Genomic DNA, 18,208 nt, shown 5'->3' with positions numbered 1-18,208 from the left:
TCAGATCCCTTCGCCACCTTCATTGACGCGGCTTGCATTGCCGCCAAGCCCGTTGACGAAGGCGCTTATGCGTGGGTTCGTTGACTTATAGAAAAGCTGCTCTGGCGAGCCTTGTTCGATGATGCGACCGTTTTCCGTGAAGACAATCGTATCGCTGATTTCTTCGGCAAAGCGCATTTCGTGGGTTACCAGAATGCTGGTCATGCCTTCATTGACGAGGTCGCGAATCACTGACAGCACTTCGCCGACCGTTTCTGGATCGAGTGCGGAGGTGACTTCATCGAACAGAACCAGTTCCGGCCGCATAGCGAGCGCGCGGGCAATGGCGACGCGCTGTTGCTGACCGCCCGAAAGCTCACCCGGATAGGCATCCGTCTTGTGTTCAAGCCGCACTTTTTTCAGCAGTTCTTTGGCGTGGCGCTCGGCTTCGGCTTTAGGCGTGCGCAGGATTTTGACCGGTGCAATGGTGATGTTTTCCAGAACCGTCAGGTGCGGAAACAAGTTGAACTGCTGGAACACAATGCCGATGCGCTTGCGCAGCGTAATGCGTTCAGCTTCGGTTTTAAGCTCGTCCACGCGGGTTGAGCCCACGGTGATCCTGCCCGATTGCGGGATCAGCAAACCGTTGATGCAGCGCAGGATCGTTGATTTTCCAGAACCCGATGGTCCGATGATCGAGACTGCATCGCCCTTGTTGATCTCGAGGTCGATGCCCTTGAGCACTTCATTCTGCCCGAAAGACAGATGAACGTTCTCCAGTTCGACCAGTGTAGTTTTGGTGGTGTCGCTCATGTGAATTTCAGATCCTTGTCAGCGGGAGGAGAGCCGCTTTTCGAGCCGCTGCGTGAAGCGCGACACGGGATAGCAGAAGAGGAAGAACGCCATCAGCACGGTCAGATAGATGATGACGGTGAAGTCATTGCGCTGGACTGCGGTACTTGCATCGGTAGCCGAATGTAACAGCTCATGCACGCCCACAAGCGAGGCCAAAGCCGTACCCATGGTGATGGAGGTATAGAGGTTCATCCAGGGCGGCAGCGAACGCTTGACGCATTGCGGCAGGATGATCCAGCGCAGCGATTGCAGGCGCGAAAAGCCAAGGCCCTGCGCCGCTTCCCACTGCGCGGTCGGGATCGACTGGATGGAGCCGCGAGTGATTTCCGCGATATGCGCGCTTGCCGGAATGGCAAGTCCGACAACCGCTTTGATCCAATCGGGGAAAGCGATGTAATTGCCGAAGATCACCAGCTCGAACGGGAAAATATAGGTTGCAGCAAAGATAAGCACGAGATGCGGCGCGTTGCGGAAAATCTGCACATAGGTCACAGCCGGTGCGCGGATGATCTTGTAAGGTGCCAGCTCCATGATGCCGAGCAACACGCCCGCAAAGGTGCCAAGCGTGATCGCAAAAATGCTGATCAGCACGTTCATGGCAAAGCCTTTGCCAAGATAGGGCAGCCAGTCGAGCCAGACCTGACTAAGCGACGGATCAAGATAGAACCAGAGTGCAGTGGCCAGAATGATAGTCGTGAATGTGAGGGTCGCAGGAGACAGCCAGAGGCTGGGCTTTTGTTCGATAGCGATGTTCATTGGCCATATCCCGGAATTGCAAGGCGCTTTTCAAACCAGTAGCCAACGCGCGCGACGATGAGATTGATGATGCTGAAGAACAGAAGAATGACCAGCATCAGCTCGACCACATTATCGCGCTGTGTCCAGATCAGGATCGAAGCGTAAGTGATTTCACTGACCGCAATGGCCGAGCCAACTGTCGTGAGCTTCACCAGATTGACGAGATTATTGACAACAGCCGGAAGTGCCGTGCGGATGGCCAGCGGCAGCTCGACATAGATCAGCACCTGAAACGAATTGAAGCCGATGGCGCGTGCCGCTTCGATCGTTGTGCCGGGAACAGCTTCAATACCGCCGCGCAGCGCTTCCGCATGCAGGGCTGCAATATGCAGACCCGTGATCGCAACCAGCCAGAAGAATGGTGTGAGCGGATTGTTCTGCGCGCCTCCAATGGCGTTGGAAATCAGCATATTGAGCACGAGAAAGCCGCACATCAGCTGAACGAGTGTAGGCGTATTGCGGGTGAGTTCGACATAGCCGCGTACCGGCACTGACAGCCAGCGCTTGCCGGATGTCAGCGCGCCTGCGAACAAGACACCGAAAAACAGGCTTAGTGGAATGGTGATCGCGACCAGCTCAAGCGTCGTGACCATGCCATTGAGCCACATATCAAGCTCATAGCCACTATTGAGAAATTCATAATTGAGGCCGATTGCGCTGGTGAGCTCGATGAAGCGCGAAATCAGAGCTTCTTTCATTGAAATGATCCGATTGCGTTTTAGAGCGTTGATCTGTTTGCATAAGATCAGCGCTCTGAAATTGCGGACGGATGAACCGCCCGCAAATATTCTGACAAGGTAGCGTTTTGAGGCTTACTGGCTCTTGAGCTTGTTATGCTCTTCTTCGAGATAGCTCAGGTTCGGCAGACGGTTTGCCTTGGCAATCTCGATCATCTTGCCCGATGCGTGCAGATCGCGGACGATCTTGTCGAGAGCGGCTTCGGTGTCGTTCTCGTCCTTTTTCAGCCAGATGACTGAATCCGAAGGGATGAGGTCGGTCGGGATCAGGATGCCATAATCCTTCCACTCCTCAGCACGGTCCTGAAGCATCAGGCCAAGTGTAGCGCTGACATGCACGGAAACGTCGCAATTGCCGCCCTTGAGCGCCAGCATTGATTCCGGCTGGCTTGGCAGCGCCTTGACGTTTGCGCCATATTCTTCAATCAGCGGCTGGGTGTAGTTGGAGCCCTGCGAAACGCAGGCGATCTTACCTTTGAGGTCTTTCCAGTCCTTGATGCCGCTATCCTTGCGGCCAATCGCTGCCCCACCCATACGGTCATAAGGCGTCTTCACATAGCCGAGCGACTTGGCGCGTTCTTCCGTATATTGCATGTTGGCGATCAGAATATCGACCTTGCCCTGCTGGAGGAACTGCACGCGGTTTGGCGGCGTAACGGTCTGCGTTGCAAGTTCCACGCCGAGGCCTTTCGCCAGTTCCTTGGCGATGTCGATGTTAAGGCCCTTCTGTTCCTGCGTCTTGGAATCAATATAGCCGAACGGTGCGCCTGAAAGGATGATGCCAACGGTCAGTTTGCCCTTGGCTTTGATGCGATCCAGTGTTGCGTCTGCATGGGCCGCACCCGACGCGGTAAGGGCCATGAGAGAGCCTGCAATAAGGGTCTTGGTGAGGTTTTTGACGCTGAGGATCATGGGGGGACTTCCTTCGATTAAGCTGGCGCGAATTTACAGGAAGGAGAACCCTCTTTACGACGAACGGAATTCCATTGCTGGAAACAGAATTAGAATATCGTTCTAATAATCTTGAAAATTGGCATGAATTTCTGGTCTGCCGATTAAGCTACAGCTAAAAGAAGCCTTGTCTGGTCAGGTTAGTCCTGTATCAGAGTCTATTCAGAAGTTCAGACACGAATCCAACTATCCAGCTCTGGATAAATTGATAAGGTCTGTTCTGGAGAGCGTGCGGGTCTGGTTCGATGACATCCGTGCGGAATGAGGGACAACTACAGAAGAGTGACATTCATGTCTATTCGGTTCAATCGGCTGATACTGGCCTTTACGACTGCGTTCTGCCTTGCGACATCATTCGGATTATCCTTTGGGGCTAGTGCTGCCGAAACACGACGCATCGAGACCACGCCCGATAGCGATTATTTCGGCTTCGATTTGAGAACCGAAAAGAATGTCTCGCTCGATCAGTGCAAAAGTATCTGCCTTGGCGATAATTCCTGTCTGGCCTTCACTTACAATCCGAAGGTCAAATGGTGCTTTCTGAAAGCCGATTTCAACAAGCTCAATCAGTCCGTCGGCTCTATCGCTGGCAAGGTTGTGACCGAAGCAAAGGCTGCCAAGGGCGAAGATCTTGGTGCCGCACCTGCCATCTCGTTCTTTGCCGCCAATCTGGTTGACGAAGCCCGTCGTCTGAAGCGCGAAATCAGCGGACTTGAAAGCTCTGACAGCCTGCGCGATCTGCGCAATGAGGCAGGCGCTGCTGGCATGAATGGCGATCCGCGCACGGCAATGGAAAAGTTCCGCATGGCTGCCAGCATGTCCCCTGACGAAAGCGAAATCTGGGCCGGATATGCGCTGTCGGCGCTTGCGACCGAGCCGTCCAATGGCCAGGAACGTTCCAAGTTCCAGCGCGATGCGACGTCTGCCTCGTGGTTTGCCTACCAGACTTCACGCACCAAGGATGAGCGCGCGCAAGCGCTTGCCGTCATGGCGCAGGCACTGGAAAAACGCGATGCATCGCGTCCGGCATTGCAGGCCTATGAAGCCAGCCTTGATCTCGTCAATTCCGCATCCGTTCGTGCAGCCTATGAAGATTTGAAAGCCCGCAAAGGCTTCCGCATCGTCAACAACACTGTTGATAATGACAATGCAGCACCACGCATCTGCGCGCAATTCTCGGAAGAGCTGGTGAAAAGCGGTGTCGATTATTCTAGCTTCGTCAAGCTCGACAATGGTTCCCCGCAGGCGGTTGAGGCCAAGGATCGCCAGATTTGCGTCGAGGGTCTGGAACATGGCCGCAATTATACAGTGACGTTCCGTCAGGGCCTGCCATCGGCTGTTGGCGAAGTGCTGCCAGCCCCGGTTAATCTTTCGATCTATGTGCAGGATCGTGCGCCATCGGTGCGCTTTACCGGCGACAGCTTCGTGCTGCCTGCCAAGGCACGTCGCGGCATTCCGCTGGTCAGCGTCAATCTCGATGCGGCCAAGGTCAAGCTGTACCGTGTTGGCGACCGTTCGCTCGCACAGCTTCTTTCCGGTTATCAGTTTCTGCGCCAGCTCGACAGCTACGACCTCAGCACGGTTTCCGAACAGATGGGCGCGCCTGTCTGGCAAGGCGAGATCGAGGTTGCAGGCAACGAGCTGAACAAGGAAGCGACAACCAGCTTCCCGGTCGATGAAGCGCTGCCCGAACGCAAACCGGGCGTTTATGTGCTGACCGCCGAACCACTGGTCCAGAAGTCCGATGACGAATACGGGACCAAGGCAACGCAGTGGTTTGTCGTCTCCGACATCGGCCTTTCGACCTATACCGGACAGGACGGCATCAATGTGTTTGCCCGTTCGCTGGAAAGCGCAGAACCGCTTAAAGGCGTTAAGCTGACGCTGCTTGCCCGCAACAATGAAGTACTGGGCGAAGCGACCACCGACAGCGATGGCCGTGCAACGTTCACGCCCGGTCTGACCCGCGGCACAGACGGCATGGTGCCAGCGGTGCTGATGGCCAGTCAGAATGATGATGATTTCACATTCCTCGATATGGCGCGCGCTGGTTTTGATCTTTCTGATCGTGGTGTGAGGGGCCGTGCAGTGCCCAAGGCGCTTGATCTTTATGCATGGACCGAGCGTGGCATCTATCGCGCTGGCGAAATTGTGCATGTGGGTGCGCTGGCGCGCGATGATCGTGCTGAGGCAATTGACGATCTGCCGCTTACTTTCATCTTCACGCGTCCTGATGGTGTGGAAGATCGCCGTCTTGTTTCCGACAGCAAGCTCGCCGGTGGTCATGCCATCGACCTGACATTGCCGACAAACGCCATGCGCGGCACTTGGAATGTTTCGATCTATACCGATCCAAAACAGCCAGCCATCGAATCGCAGATGTTTCTGGTTGAAGACTTTGTACCGGACCGGATCGAGTTCGATCTGACGTCTGACAAACCGGAAATCGCCGTGGGTGAAACGGCCAATATCACCGTAGACGGTCGTTTCCTCTATGGTGCGCCTGCCGCCGGTCTTGCGCTTGAAGGCGAAGTAACACTTTCAACCAAGCGTCAGTGGGACCGCTTCAAGGGCTATTATTTCGGCCTCGCCGACGAGGAACAGGGCGAAGCCACACGCCTTCCGCTTGATGGCCTGTCAAAAGTTGATGACAACGGCAAAGCGACTTTCCCGGTTGCAGTCGATGAAATGCCGTCGACGACACGTCTCGTCAACGCAGCCGTGACCGTTCGTATGCGGGAAACCGGCGGTCGTGCCGTTGAGCGCAAGATCGATGTCGCTATCCAGCCGGAAACTGATCTCATCGGCATTCGTCCCGATTTTTCCGGCGATGAAGTCCCGCAGGGCGGAACGGCGAAGTTCAGCTTGATCGCATCCGACAGCAAGGGTGATCGCAAGGCGCTTGATGGCGCACAATGGTCGCTGGTCAAGATCGAGCGTAATTATCAGTGGTATCGCAGCGGCAACAGCTGGAATTACGAGCCGGTGACATTGACCAAGGCCATCTCCAACGGCAAGATCGATCTCAAAACCGATAGCGAGGCTGAAATCAGCCTGCCGGTCGATTGGGGTCGTTATCGTCTGGAAATCGAAACTGCAGATGCTTCGGGGCCGACCACCAGCTATGAATTCGATGCCGGCTGGTATGTCAGCTCGACCTCGACCGAAACACCTGACGGGCTCGAAATTGCGCTCGACAAGGAACATTACGCAGTCGGCGATACGGCTGAACTGAAAGTGTCTCCGCGTTTTGCCGGTGAACTGCTCATCACCATTGGTGCGGAAAAGCTGCTCAAGACAATCACCGCAAGCGTGCCGGAAGGTGGAACGACCATCGAAATTCCGGTGGGTGAGGATTGGGGTGCGGGCGCCTATGTTACGGCAACGCTGTTCCGTCCGGGTGAGGCGATTGAAAGCCGTATGCCTGCGCGTGCGATTGGCCTTAAATGGCTGAAGGTCGATCCTGCCGACAAGCAGCTTGCTGTCAAGCTGACCCCGCCTGAAAAGATCGTTCCGCGGTCCACACTTTCTATCCCCGTTTCAGTTGAAAATGCGGGTGGCGAGCAGGCCTATGTGATGGTAGCAGCGGTCGATGTTGGCATCCTCAATCTGACGCGTTACCAGCCGCCGAACCCTGAAAACTGGTTCTTCGGTCAACGTCAGCTCGGCCTTGAAATGCGCGATATGTATGGCCGCCTAATCGATGGTTCGCTCGGTGTTACCGGCAAGCTGCGCACAGGTGGCGACGGTGGCAATATGGCAGCCGAAGGCAGCCCGCCCACCGAGAAGCTGGTCGCACTGTTCTCCGGTCCGGTTGAACTCGACAGCGATGGCAAGGCGAGCATAGACTTCGACATACCGCAGTTCAACGGCACCGCGCGTGTCATGGCGGTGGCATGGACCAAGAAGGCCGTCGGCCACGCGGTTACAGATGTCATCATCCGCGATCCTGTGGTCATCACCGCTGGTCTGCCACGCTTCATGGCCCCTGGCGATCAGGCCAATATCCGCTTCGATATTGCTAATACCGATGCGCGAGACGGCAATTATCGTGTGAGCCTTGAAACTACCGATAATCTCGGTGTCGAGGTTGGCTCCTATCCCGAAACAATCGCACTTGCCGGTGGCAAGCGGCAGTCAATTGCCGTGCCGCTCAATGCGGTGGCCACGGGTGCCGGTGGTGTGACGATCCGGCTTTCCAACGATGCAGGCCTCTCAGTCGAACAGGCACTTGCATTGCCGGTACGTCCGGTCGATCTGCCGGTCACGAGCCGTCATGTCGTCAATCTCGCGGCCAATGGCGGAAGCCTCAAGGTTGATGGCGGTCTTCTGTCTGAAAGCCTGCTTGATGGTGCTTTTGTCAGCGTTGGCGTCACGCGCAGTGCAGCCTTTGATGTGCCAGCTTTGTTGATGGCGCTCGACCGCTATCCTTATGGTTGCACCGAGCAGACCACGAGCCGCGCATTGCCGCTGCTTTATTTGAGCGAAATGGCGGCAGGCACAGAAGCTGCAGCGGGTCTGGAAAGTCAGGAAGAACTTAAAAAGCGCGTACAGGATTCCATCTTCCGCGTGCTCAACAACCAGTCTTCGAGTGGTTCGTTTGGCCTCTGGTCGCCGGGATCAGGTGATCTCTGGATGGACGCTTATGTGACCGACTTCCTGACGCGTGCCCGCGAAAAGGGCTATGACGTGCCGCAGCAGGCGATGCTGTCCGCACTTTCTAATCTGCAAAATGCGCTCGGCTACACCACCGACGTCAAGGAACGCGGCAACGACATTGCCTATGCGCTCTATGTTCTGGCACGCAACAAGAAGGCTTCAGTTGGCGATCTGCGTTACTTTGCCGATACCCAGCTTGAAAACTTTGCAAGCCCGATGGCCGTTGCCCAGCTTGGTGCGGCCCTTGCTCTTTACGGTGATCAACCGCGTTCGGAACGCGTATTCAATTCGTCGCTCCAGCTCGCAACCAGCCAGTCGAGCTACGATTATAATCGCTCCGATTATGGTTCGCCTTTGCGTGATGGCGCGGCCATGTTGGCCTTGGCTTCTGAAACCAAGCCTGCGCCGAAAGTGCTTCCCGCCCTTATTACGCTGGTCGAATTCCAGCGTGAAAAGGCGCGTTACCTCAGCACGCAGGATCAGGCATGGATGCTGCTTGCAGCACGCGGGCTTCAGGATGACAATGGCGCAATCAGCCTCGACATCAATGGCACAGCGCATCAAGGTGCGTTCTCCGAGCGTCTGAACGGTTCAGCGCTTGAAGCACAGCCTTTTGTCGTTACCAACACCGGCAAAGGCTCGGTCGATGCTGTTGTGACGGCGGTCGCACCGCCTGTACAATCGCTGCCAGCTGGTGGTGAGGGTTTCAACATCGAGCGCACTTACTATACCCTTGATGGCGAACCGGCCAATGTCACAGGCGTCAATCAGAATGAACGCTATGTGGTTGTTCTGAAAATCGACGATTTGCAGCAATGGCAGTCGCGTCTGCTTGTGACCGATCTGCTGCCAGCTGGATTCGAGATCGACAATCCGGGCCTTGTTTCGAGTGCTGATCTTGGTAATTTCCCATGGCTTGAAAGCACACAGGCAGCGCATCTCGAATTCCGCAACGACCGTTTTGTGGCTGCTTTCGACCGCTCCGCAGGCGAGAAGAAGCCGATCACGCTGGCCTATGTCGTGCGTGCGGTGACGCCGGGGCTCTTTACCCATCCGGCAGCAACCGTTGAGGACATGTATCGTCCGCAATTTGCGGCGCGCACGGCAACGGGCATGATGGAGGTGGCGGCACCGTAAGCCATGATGCCGAAAAGTGGGAACCGGTTTTCGGACAAGATCATGGCAAAAAAAATGAAAAGGCGTTGGAAAATAGCCATTGGCGGTGCCGCATTCTGTGGCATCGCTGCACTCGGAACCGTGGTTGGGCTTGACTGGCTCGACCGCGCTTTTCCTCCACCGTTGCCTGAACGGCTGACCATTTCCACTGAAGTCATGGATCGCGATGGCGCTTTGCTGCGCGCCTATGCAACGCCGGATGGCTATTGGCGTCTCAATACGCGGATCGAGGATGTCGATCCGAAATTCTTGAAAATGCTGATCGCCTATGAGGACAAGCGTTTTTACGATCACGGCGGCATTGATTTCTGGGCATTGGCGCGGGCGGCAACACAGCTCGCAGGGAGTGGGCGCATTGTATCTGGCGGCTCCACCCTTTCCATGCAGCTTGCCCGACTGATCGAGCCGCGTGAAATCCGCAGCTTCGGTTCCAAATTCCGACAGCTGGCACGTGCGATCCAGATCGAACGACGGCTGAGCAAGCCTGAAATTCTCGAACGCTATCTGACACTTGCACCCTATGGCGGCAATCTGGAAGGCGTGCGTTCGGCATCATTAGCCTATTTTGGCAAGGAGCCGCTGCGCCTTACTACATCGGAAGCCGCATTGCTTGTGGCTTTGCCGCAATTGCCAGAACGCCGCCGCCCGGATCGTGAATTGAGCAATGCGGTCGCGGCGCGGGATCGTGTGTTAAATCGCATGGTAACGTCCGCTGTGTTCACGGTCGAGGAAGCCGAGCGTGCATCGCGTGAACGCATATCCGATGTGCGCCATCCGCTGCCAGCGCTCGCGGCCCACTTTGCCGATCTCGCATTGAAACAGGCACCGACTCAGGCCCGGCATCACCTGACGCTTAAAAAGTCGGTGCAGGCGGGGCTTGAAGTTGTGGCGCGCGAAGCCGCCGCAAAGCTCGGTACAAAAGTATCGGTCGCCATGGTGCTCGCTGACAGTCGCAACGGCAATGTCTTAGGTGAAGTCGGCTCGGCTGATTATTTCGATGGGAAGCGGCAGGGCTGGATCGATATGACCCGCGCCGTGCGTTCGCCCGGTTCCACGCTGAAGCCCTTCATCTATGGGCTGGCTTTCGAGCAGGGGCTGATTGCACAGGAAACGATTATCGAGGACCGCCCGCAGGATTTTGCGGGTTATCGTCCGCGCAATTTCGACATGAGCTATCAGGGCGATGTCAGCATCCGTCAGGCGCTGCAAATGTCGTTGAATGTCCCGACCATCAGCCTGCTTGATGCCGTTGGGCCAGCGCGCCTGACGACGCGCATTCGTCAGGCGGCGGTCAATCTGCAACTGCCAAAAGGCGAAGCGCCGGGACTGGCTATCGGCCTTGGCGGCGCAGGCATCAGCCTGCGTGATCTGGTGCAGCTTTATACCGGGCTTGCCAATGGCGGTCGTGGTGCAGCACTTCGTGACGGCACCGAAGGCTCAGAGCCTGTGCAGCCATCGGCTCCTATTTTGAGCGAGCAGGCCACATGGCAGATTGGCGATATTCTGGCCGGTGTCATGCCACCGCAAGGCGCGAAACGCCTCGGCCTCGCTTACAAGACCGGCACGTCCTATGGTTATCGTGATGCATGGTCGGTCGGCTATGACGGTCGCTATGTGCTGGGTGTCTGGGTCGGTCGCGCCGATGGCGGTTCTGTGCCGGGCCTTGCTGGCTATGTTTCAGCGGCTCCCATCCTGTTTGAAGCCTTTGTGCGTTCGGGCGTAGCGTCAGTGCCGCTGCCGCGTGCACCGGCTGGTGCGTTTCGCACGGCGCGCGCCGATCTTCCGGTGACCCAGATACGCTTTTCGTCTGCGAGCGACCCCCTGCCTGTTCTCAAAGCCGCGATTGAACCTGCGCCGCGCATCGTGTTTCCACCTGATGGCGCGCATGTGGAGCTGAAAGCGCTCACTGATAATGCATCGCCGCTGGTGCTAAAATTACAGGGCGGACGCGCGCCGTTCCGCTGGCTTGCCAATGGCAAACCTATTTCCGAACCAAATCGCCGCCGCACGGCGACATGGTTGCCGGATGGCACCGGCTATTCGACATTGACCGTTGTTGATGCAGGCGGACGGGCTACAAGTGTGAAGGTTTTCATTGAATGAGGATAGTCGATAAAGGCCGCTCAAGCGGGAGAATTGATAGTTGGAGATTTTAATGCGTGTTCGTTCTCTTTTGGTCCCTTTCGTATTGGTGCCCGCGCTTTCAATCGCGCTTTTTTCCACGACATTGGCCAACGGTGCAGGCACTCAGGCCGAGGTCCCTGAAGGCGCAACGTCATGCGCGTTCAATGCATGGACCAACAATGACAAGGCCTTGATTGAGGTGCGTGCAGCGCCGTCTGCAGACGCCCAACTTGTGGGGCAGATACCGACGGTTTCCGCTGCCGGAGAAGCTGAATATGCCTACAGCATCAGCTTTGATGTTCTTGAAGCGAAAGACGGTTGGCTGAAAATAGCCAACGCCAGTGATGCCTATAATGAAGAGAGCGACGATTATGTTCCGCGCGAGGTCTACAAGGGCGAAGGCTGGATAAAATCAGACGAGGCCAGAGTTGGCATTCAGTCGGCGCGGGGCTTTCTCAAGCCTGATCCTCAGAGCGAGCGACTGCTTGATATTGGCAGCGACTGGCTGACAGAAATGGGCAGGATCAACAACATCCTCGCCTGTAACGAGGATTGGGTGCTGTTGGATTACACGGTGCTGCACAAGCGCATGGCGAGTGAAGAACTTGTCGAACTTGCCAGCGACGAACAGTTGGCCGGACGCGCCTGGTTTCGGGGGCTATGTTCGAATGCAGAAACAACCTGCGATATGAAGTCAGTTGATCAATAACTTTCAGGTATTTGACATGAAATTGAAACTAACCGCTCTGCGTCTTTCCGTTCTGGCTGCTCTGTGTGCTTTGTCCGCACCGGCCTGGGCAATTGATTGCAGCAAGGCACAAACGCCAAGTGAAAAGCTGATCTGCTCAAGCAAATCGCTCCAGAAAGCCGATAGCAGGCTGAATAAAACCTATGCTGCAACGCTGAAGGCTGCACCCGACGAGGAAATCCGCACTATGCTGGTGGCCAGCCAGAAGCGCTGGATTGCAGCCCGCGACAAGGCGCTTGAAGGCATTATTGAAGACAGCGCACCGGATGATAAAAGTGCCACTCAGGTCGCCAACGATATGATTGCCGAACGCACAGCGCAGCTTGAGGAAAAGGGCAGAACGAGCCTCATTGAAGTGGCACGCAAACAGCAGACGTTTCTCAAGCAATTCAGTGGCGGCGACTATGCGGGCTATGAGACGTCATGCGATATGCTGCCGCCTGACCAGACCTATAACTGCTTTCCAACGCGGCATTATCAGAACGATGATCGTGTGTGCAGCGTAGAGGAATATTGGGCGACCAATACCGGTTACACCAAACGCTTTATTGCCGATATCGTCGATGGAAAGCCAAAGCTGATTGCCAGCTGTTCATTCAATGGTGACGATAACACCTGCCCCACGACGAGCGGGGAAGGGCGGAGCTGGAATGTGAAGCCAGAAGCGCAGTCGGCACTCTACAGTTCAAAACCAGAGCTGAAACTTGACGGCGAAGTTAACGATAGCGACGACTATGACTGGCTCAAGACCTGCCTGACAGACAAGAGCTTTCCTGTTGCTGATCCGACGCGTTCCGGCGTTGCCGAATAGTCTGTGCAGGAGATAGCGGCTCGCAATTCGGTCTGGCAGAGAGCGTTCACGCATTTTTGCTAAAAAGTGCGATCGGTTTTGCGTGAGGCAAATGCGTAAAAACAAATAGTTACAGCGATTCCAACGATTCAGTCTTAACTGGAACCGCTATAACGCATGTCTATATCCTAAAACCGGTTCCCAGTTTCGGGGGGTGTGTTGCAAACTTTTCGCCAACGAATGAGCTGATAGGATCTTGGCTTTTAAAGAGCCGAGTATTTTGGATGTTTAAAGGCCGCCATTTCGAAAAGTCTTTCATTCTTTTATGTTTGCGAGGGTATCCTGCTTACAATCTGAGCCTGCGCAATCTAAAGTAAATGATGGCCGAACGCGGCATTGCGATGGACCATTCCACGGTGCATCGCTGGGCCCTCCATTTCAGTCCGAAGCTGCAGCCAGCATCACGCTCGCTGGCATCGAACTCATTCACATGATGCGCAAGCAACAAGGGGCCTTCGCCTCAGCGACACCGCTTTCTATCAAGCAGCAGATTACAGCGCTCGCAGTATAACTATGTCGAAAGTTAAGCCGTATTCCGTGCTGACCGATTTTCCGCAACAGAACCGATTTATTTCAAGCCGAAAAGCTTCAAGGCGAATCTGTGCCGTGAGGGTGCCATCGCCACCAAAGAATTCTGCCAGCAGTATGGCATAGATTTCAGCGTCATCGGCAAGCTCGTTGTCGCAACTGGCTAGCTCGAATTGACGCGCCTTAAAACGCTCAAAGAGAACGCTCTTCTCAACGACATCAAGGTAGAATGGCTCGATGCTTCAGCATTACGTGAGCGTGAACCGAATGTAACCGGTCGTGGCGCCCTGCTAGTCCGCGCTTCCGGCATTGCCGACTATCCGGCTGTTGCACGCAAGATGGCGCAACTGATCGCGGAAAAAGGTGGCGTTCTTATTCACGGCGTCGAAGTTTCAAGAGTCAATGACAATCCCGATTATGTAGAGGTTATTTCCAAAGAGCGTTGTTGGCTGGCGCGCAAAGTAGTTCTTTGCAGCGGCTTGCAGGCCGACCGTTTGGCCAGACGTTCGGGTGTTGAGACAGATTTCCAGATCGTCCCATTTCGCGGTGAATATTACCGCATTCACGAAGAGAAGAAGAACATTGTCACCCATATGATCTATCCCGTTCCGGACCCGGCATTGCCGTTTCTGGGCATCCACCTGACGCCGATGATCAATGGCGATCTGACAGTTGGCCCCAATGCCGTGCTTGGACTTTCCCGTGAAGGTTACCCTAAATTTTCCACTAATCTGCGGGACATGGCGACTTATCTCGCCTTCCCGGGCTTTTGGAAAATGCTCCGCAGCAATCTTTCATCCGGAATGGTTGAGTTGCAGGACTCATTGTTCAAGAAAAGCTATCTCAAAAAATGCCAGAAATATTGCCCTGACATAGAGCTTAGAGACCTCCAACCCTATCGTGCCGGTATTCGTGCGCAGGCAGTTACGCGCAAAGGCGAGATGATGCATGATTTCCATTTCCTGCAAACATCGAATGTCTTACATGTCTGCAAAGCGCCATCGCCGGCCGCTACTTCTGCTATTCCAATTGGCAGAATGATCGTCGAGCGAATATTGGAGGAGAGGGTGCGGCCTCAAGCCTGAATCATACCGGGACCATTCAATTGAGCGTTTCAGTAAAAGTGCGAAGCGGCTTTGTGTAGGATGATGCCTACAATATGAAATTATAACATTGGATGAATGAACAGGCGGTGATCGATCAGCGGCGCGTGTGGCAAATATTCCATTGCACCCGGTGCCAGTTTTGCCAGATGTTCATTTTTAAGACGACGTTGTTCAAGCAGAACAGGACGATTAGAAAATGGGATGCAAATAATATGATCATTGAGCACCATTGGATATCTCTGACCATAGATATTCAATAAAGTGTTCAATAATACCAGATTTATTGCTCATCCTGGGTCGAATTAGCCAAATATTGAATGTAATAGCTGGCTCGAACGGCCGAACGATCAAGCTGCCATCACCGGACCCAGCCGCACTGATAGGGTCCACCACTGACACACCGGCGCCAAGACTTACAAATGTACAGGCAGTTTCCGACTGTCCCGTCTCAATCTGCATTTTGCGCGGTACTTGCAGGTCATCGAAGATTTTGTCGATAAGCATTCGCGACTGGTCTTGGGGACCCAGGGAAATAAACTGTTCTCCGACGAGATCGGTTGCATGAATAATATCTTTGCAAGCAAGAGCGTGACCCGCAGGCAGGATGCATACAGCCTGTAAGCTTTTGAGGGGGATACTCTCAATCTCGTCTCGATCGCCAGGAATGAAGCTGATACCAAAGTCGAGCTGATGACTTGCGACCGCATCAATCAGGTTTCTTGAGATCATGCTTTGCAAATGAAAGACCACATTCGGTCGTTCGTTCGCATAGTCTGCTACAATTTTTGGAAGCACACGCCGCGCAATAGCTGGAAATGCACCGATTGTCAGAGCACCCCATTTTTGATCTCTTAGAGCCGTAGCCACTCGCGATACACGAGTAATACCAGCAAACATCACTTCGACCTCCACCAGCAAAGCCTCAGCTTCTCGAGTGTGGTGCAGGCGTTTTCCCTTGCGCTCAAAGAGCGGAAAACCGCAAAAAAGCTCTAACTGACTGATCAATTGGCTAACTGCAGGTTGAGAGACACAAAGCAATTCCGCGGCGCGACTGACGCTGCCCATCGTCATAACAGCCTTGAACGCCTCGAGTTGTCTAATATACACGCCTTTTCCTTATAAGTTAGCCTTATGTTTATTTAATAAATTAGTATTATTAATTATATCGAAATTGTCTATAGAGTTTTCTCAAATAACAAAATGGGGAAGTTCGATGATTATGAATTCGTTTATCCGGCTTTCAGTTGCAGCTGCGATTTCGGGATTAATGTTTGGTGCAGCCGCACGGGCGGACCAACTCGACGACGTTAAGGCGCGTGGCAAGCTCATTGTCGGCATTAAAAATGACTATGTTCCCTTTGGCTTTTTGACCAAAGACGATCAGCTCAAGGGCTTTGAGATCGATCTGGCGAAATACATAGCAGGAAAAATTGTTGGCTTAGACACGGATATTGAATTGGTTCCGGTCGTTGCCTCTAATCGTATCGAATTGCTCAACGCGGGCCGTGTAGATTTGATCCTTGCAACACTCGGTAAGAATGTGGAGCGGGGTAAAGTCATCGACTTTACTGAAGAATACTACAACATGGCGGGTGTGGTTCTGATGGCGCCAAAAGAGACCTCCATCACAAAGTGGGAAGACGTGCGCGGGCAAAAGCTGTGCGGCATGCAAGGCAATCTGTATAACCGGGCTTTGACTGGAACCTATGGTGCGCAAACCGTGCTGTTCACCGGAACTGCAGATATGTTCAAGGCATTTCAGAACGGTCGTTGTGCGGGCCTGGCCTTTGACGGCCCTATCTTGCAGCAAAAGCTAACGGATCCCGAGTGGAGCGAGAAATACAAGATTGCGCTCGATACCTTTGATTATATTCCAATCGCTGGTGGCGCGCGTAAAAACGAGCCGCGTTTTCTAGACGCTGTAAACAAAGCCATCTTGGCAGCCGAAGCAGCGGGCATTTTAGTGAACGCCGAAAAGGCCTACGATATGGGCGAAACAGAATATGTGGCGAAACGTGCCGCGGACGCCAAGGCGGCTGGATATTGATTCATACTGGATGCGTCGAGGCCGGGCTTTGCCCGGCCAAGACCAAGTTTTAGCCATCTCTTAATCCGCTCTCGCCCGCGCTCTTCATCACTACGTAGAACCCAAAACAAAATACCGGAATTCAATAATGCTCTTCGGTCTTGATTTTGAATGGCTGGCAGACCCGCTTTATCTGGGTTGGCTACTCGATGGGCTTGGCACGACGCTTGCTCTTACTGGTGCCGGCACGCTTCTGATGTTAAGTATCGGAGTAGCCGGTGCGGCGATCATTCATTTCAATATCCCGCTCGTCAAACCACTGACGATCATTATGATCGATTTGTTCAGGAATACACCGCCGCTCGTGCAGTTGTTTTTCTTGTATTTCATGCTGTCTGATCTGGGCTTGTATTATACTGATGGAGCGACCGGAGAACGGGTGCCGCTGCTGTCTGGCTTTGCTTGTGTAGTGATCTCGCTTGCTTTGTATAACGGATCCATTGCGATCGAGATTATCAGGTCCGGTATCAATTCTGTGCCACGTCAGACAGTTGAGGGCGCAATCAGCCTTGGATACAGTCGTGTGCAGATTTTCCGCTGGGTCGAATTACCAATCGCCCTTCGGCTGACGATTCCCAACATGACCAGCAATGTCGTAAGTCTCATCAAGACCTCCGCACAGGCTGCGCTCGTTGGAGTGACGGACATCATGTTTTATGCCACGCAGGTCACGCTCGAGACGTTCCTCAATCTTGAAGTAATGATCGTCCTTTGGCTCACTTATCTAGTCATTACCACGTTCGTTGTGTTCTTCGCCAAACTGCTTGCGAGAGTTCTGACTATCCCCGGATTTGGTGGTGGAGCAATGAAATGAGCAAAGAAACCAGGTCTGCTGCATTCGGCTTTATTGGCGTCATCGTCGCCCTGTTAGCCATCCTTTTTGTGCTGTACGGGCATAAAACCACCGATGCTATAAGCGTCCTTGTCGATCGATCATCTCTTCTTTTAACCGGAAGCTCTGATTTTTCGGGTTTTGGAGGGGGTTTCTCCGCTAACGTAATCATCAGCCTGCTTTCTATGCTGATATCACTCGTTGCGGGCTTCTTCCTTGGTGGCGCAATGGTCTCACCGAAGCCGTCGGTCAGAAATCCTGCGGTCATATTCATGAACTTATTGCGTAGTTCTCCATGGCTGGTCGTGCTCTATGCGATGCTCTATCTACTGCCGTTCAATGTTAGTATTCTGGGACACAATTTCTTTGTCTCCCCGTTCCTCAAGGCGGTTATTGGGCTGTCATTCCCTGTTACTGCTTATATCGCAGAAGCATTTCGCAACGGCATTCGCTCTGTCCCGGACGGGCAATGGGAATCCGCGCGTGCACTTGGATATCGTCGTAGCCAGATTCTGCGGCTCATCGTTCTGCCTCAGGCATTTCCGCTGATGTTGCCTAATCTGATGACGACCTATGCCATGTTGTTCATTGGCACAAGCCTCGTGGTGGTGACAGGCACATCCGATGTGTTGTCCATCGGAAAGACCGTGATTGCCAGCGACGGTGATGATTATGCGGCGGCAGTTTATCTTTACATTCTCCTGCTGTTTTTTCTGTTCGCCTACCCGTTGGCTACCTGGACGCGCGCTATTGAACGCCGCCTAAGCAAAGGCAAATGA

Annotated in this window: 14 protein-coding genes and 1 pseudogene; 9 read left to right on the top strand and 6 right to left on the bottom strand. The window is 54.1% G+C overall.

What is annotated here, in order from left to right; translation table 11 throughout:
• The 4 genes from QBD00_RS10855 to QBD00_RS10840 all read right to left on the bottom strand — a co-directional run bounded on the left by QBD00_RS10855 (nucleotide 1) and on the right by QBD00_RS10840 (nucleotide 3,281).
• Nucleotides 1-792: an amino acid ABC transporter ATP-binding protein gene (locus tag QBD00_RS10855; RefSeq protein ID WP_318579464.1), complete on the bottom strand. Its 792-nt coding sequence runs from the start codon at nucleotides 790-792 to the stop codon at nucleotides 1-3.
• Between the two features lie 18 nt (nucleotides 793-810).
• On the bottom strand, nucleotides 811-1,590 hold the full coding sequence (locus tag QBD00_RS10850) for an amino acid ABC transporter permease (protein ID WP_318579463.1): 780 nt from the start codon (nucleotides 1,588-1,590) through the stop codon (nucleotides 811-813).
• The gene (locus QBD00_RS10845) at nucleotides 1,587-2,330 is read right to left on the bottom strand and encodes an amino acid ABC transporter permease (protein ID WP_151091235.1); all 744 of its coding nucleotides are present in this window, start codon (nucleotides 2,328-2,330) and stop codon (nucleotides 1,587-1,589) included. Before QBD00_RS10845 ends, QBD00_RS10850 begins: the two co-directional genes overlap by 4 nt.
• Nucleotides 2,331-2,444: 114 nt before the next feature.
• A complete protein-coding gene (locus QBD00_RS10840) occupies nucleotides 2,445-3,281 on the bottom strand; it encodes a transporter substrate-binding domain-containing protein (protein ID WP_318579462.1) in 837 nt (278 codons plus the stop codon).
• 330 nt (nucleotides 3,282-3,611) lie between these two features.
• Between QBD00_RS10840 and QBD00_RS10835 the strand changes: the two genes are divergently transcribed.
• The 6 genes and pseudogenes from QBD00_RS10835 (at nucleotide 3,612) to lhgO (ending at nucleotide 14,490) form a co-directional block, all read left to right on the top strand.
• Nucleotides 3,612-9,116 carry an alpha-2-macroglobulin family protein gene (locus QBD00_RS10835; RefSeq protein WP_318579461.1) on the top strand — a complete coding sequence of 1,835 codons (5,505 nt, stop codon included), beginning with the start codon at nucleotides 3,612-3,614 and terminating at the stop codon, nucleotides 9,114-9,116.
• A 54-nt stretch (nucleotides 9,117-9,170) separates the two neighbouring features.
• Nucleotides 9,171-11,258, top strand: a complete 2,088-nt coding sequence (pbpC, locus tag QBD00_RS10830) for a penicillin-binding protein 1C (RefSeq protein WP_318579460.1) — start codon at nucleotides 9,171-9,173, stop codon at nucleotides 11,256-11,258.
• Between the two features lie 52 nt (nucleotides 11,259-11,310).
• Complete coding sequence (locus QBD00_RS10825; protein WP_318579459.1) at nucleotides 11,311-11,988, top strand: hypothetical protein; 678 nt, start codon at nucleotides 11,311-11,313, stop codon at nucleotides 11,986-11,988.
• A 16-nt stretch (nucleotides 11,989-12,004) separates the two neighbouring features.
• Nucleotides 12,005-12,838, top strand: coding sequence for a lysozyme inhibitor LprI family protein (locus QBD00_RS10820; protein ID WP_318579458.1), 834 nt, complete (start codon nucleotides 12,005-12,007; stop codon nucleotides 12,836-12,838).
• Between the two features lie 263 nt (nucleotides 12,839-13,101).
• Nucleotides 13,102-13,269 (top strand): annotated as a pseudogene (locus QBD00_RS10815) (IS6 family transposase); the annotation flags it as partial.
• A gap of 309 nt (nucleotides 13,270-13,578) precedes the next feature.
• Nucleotides 13,579-14,490, top strand: a complete 912-nt coding sequence (gene lhgO, locus QBD00_RS10810; protein WP_318579457.1) for an L-2-hydroxyglutarate oxidase — start codon at nucleotides 13,579-13,581, stop codon at nucleotides 14,488-14,490.
• Between the two features lie 80 nt (nucleotides 14,491-14,570).
• On the opposite strand, the gene QBD00_RS10805 is transcribed toward lhgO, so the two are convergent.
• Nucleotides 14,571-14,741, bottom strand: a complete 171-nt coding sequence (locus QBD00_RS10805; protein WP_318579456.1) for a hypothetical protein — start codon at nucleotides 14,739-14,741, stop codon at nucleotides 14,571-14,573.
• Complete coding sequence (locus QBD00_RS10800) at nucleotides 14,728-15,618, bottom strand: LysR family transcriptional regulator (RefSeq protein WP_318579455.1); 891 nt, start codon at nucleotides 15,616-15,618, stop codon at nucleotides 14,728-14,730. The genes QBD00_RS10805 and QBD00_RS10800 overlap by 14 nt, the downstream gene beginning before the upstream one ends.
• Nucleotides 15,619-15,724: 106 nt before the next feature.
• On the opposite strand from QBD00_RS10800, the gene QBD00_RS10795 reads away from it, so the two are divergent.
• The 3 genes from QBD00_RS10795 to QBD00_RS10785 all read left to right on the top strand — a co-directional run bounded on the left by QBD00_RS10795 (nucleotide 15,725) and on the right by QBD00_RS10785 (nucleotide 18,208).
• On the top strand, nucleotides 15,725-16,558 hold the full coding sequence (locus tag QBD00_RS10795) for a transporter substrate-binding domain-containing protein (RefSeq protein ID WP_318579454.1): 834 nt from the start codon (nucleotides 15,725-15,727) through the stop codon (nucleotides 16,556-16,558).
• 127 nt (nucleotides 16,559-16,685) lie between these two features.
• On the top strand, nucleotides 16,686-17,411 hold the full coding sequence (locus tag QBD00_RS10790) for an amino acid ABC transporter permease (protein ID WP_318579453.1): 726 nt from the start codon (nucleotides 16,686-16,688) through the stop codon (nucleotides 17,409-17,411).
• Complete coding sequence (locus QBD00_RS10785; protein ID WP_318579452.1) at nucleotides 17,408-18,208, top strand: ABC transporter permease subunit; 801 nt, start codon at nucleotides 17,408-17,410, stop codon at nucleotides 18,206-18,208. Before QBD00_RS10790 ends, QBD00_RS10785 begins: the two co-directional genes overlap by 4 nt.

Origin of the sequence: Ochrobactrum sp. AN78 (assembly GCF_029909885.1) — a bacterium.
Lineage (GTDB): Bacteria > Pseudomonadota > Alphaproteobacteria > Rhizobiales > Rhizobiaceae > Brucella > Brucella quorumnocens.
This window is presented reverse-complemented; position numbering and strand designations above follow the sequence as displayed.

Bases quoted from the DNA above. Each gene is read 5' to 3' on its own strand.
- QBD00_RS10855 (WP_318579464.1), bottom strand. From the start codon at position 792: ATGAGCGACACCACCAAAACTACACTGGTCGAACTGGAGAACGTTCAT.
- QBD00_RS10850 (WP_318579463.1), bottom strand. From the start codon at position 1,590: ATGAACATCGCTATCGAACAAAAGCCCAGCCTCTGGCTGTCTCCTGCG.
- QBD00_RS10845 (WP_151091235.1), bottom strand. From the start codon at position 2,330: ATGAAAGAAGCTCTGATTTCGCGCTTCATCGAGCTCACCAGCGCAATC.
- QBD00_RS10840 (WP_318579462.1), bottom strand. From the start codon at position 3,281: ATGATCCTCAGCGTCAAAAACCTCACCAAGACCCTTATTGCAGGCTCT.
- QBD00_RS10835 (WP_318579461.1), top strand. From the start codon at position 3,612: ATGTCTATTCGGTTCAATCGGCTGATACTGGCCTTTACGACTGCGTTC.
- pbpC (WP_318579460.1), top strand. From the start codon at position 9,171: ATGAAAAGGCGTTGGAAAATAGCCATTGGCGGTGCCGCATTCTGTGGC.
- QBD00_RS10825 (WP_318579459.1), top strand. From the start codon at position 11,311: ATGCGTGTTCGTTCTCTTTTGGTCCCTTTCGTATTGGTGCCCGCGCTT.
- QBD00_RS10820 (WP_318579458.1), top strand. From the start codon at position 12,005: ATGAAATTGAAACTAACCGCTCTGCGTCTTTCCGTTCTGGCTGCTCTG.
- QBD00_RS10805 (WP_318579456.1), bottom strand. From the start codon at position 14,741: ATGGTGCTCAATGATCATATTATTTGCATCCCATTTTCTAATCGTCCT.
- QBD00_RS10795 (WP_318579454.1), top strand. From the start codon at position 15,725: ATGATTATGAATTCGTTTATCCGGCTTTCAGTTGCAGCTGCGATTTCG.
- QBD00_RS10790 (WP_318579453.1), top strand. From the start codon at position 16,686: ATGCTCTTCGGTCTTGATTTTGAATGGCTGGCAGACCCGCTTTATCTG.
- QBD00_RS10785 (WP_318579452.1), top strand. From the start codon at position 17,408: ATGAGCAAAGAAACCAGGTCTGCTGCATTCGGCTTTATTGGCGTCATC.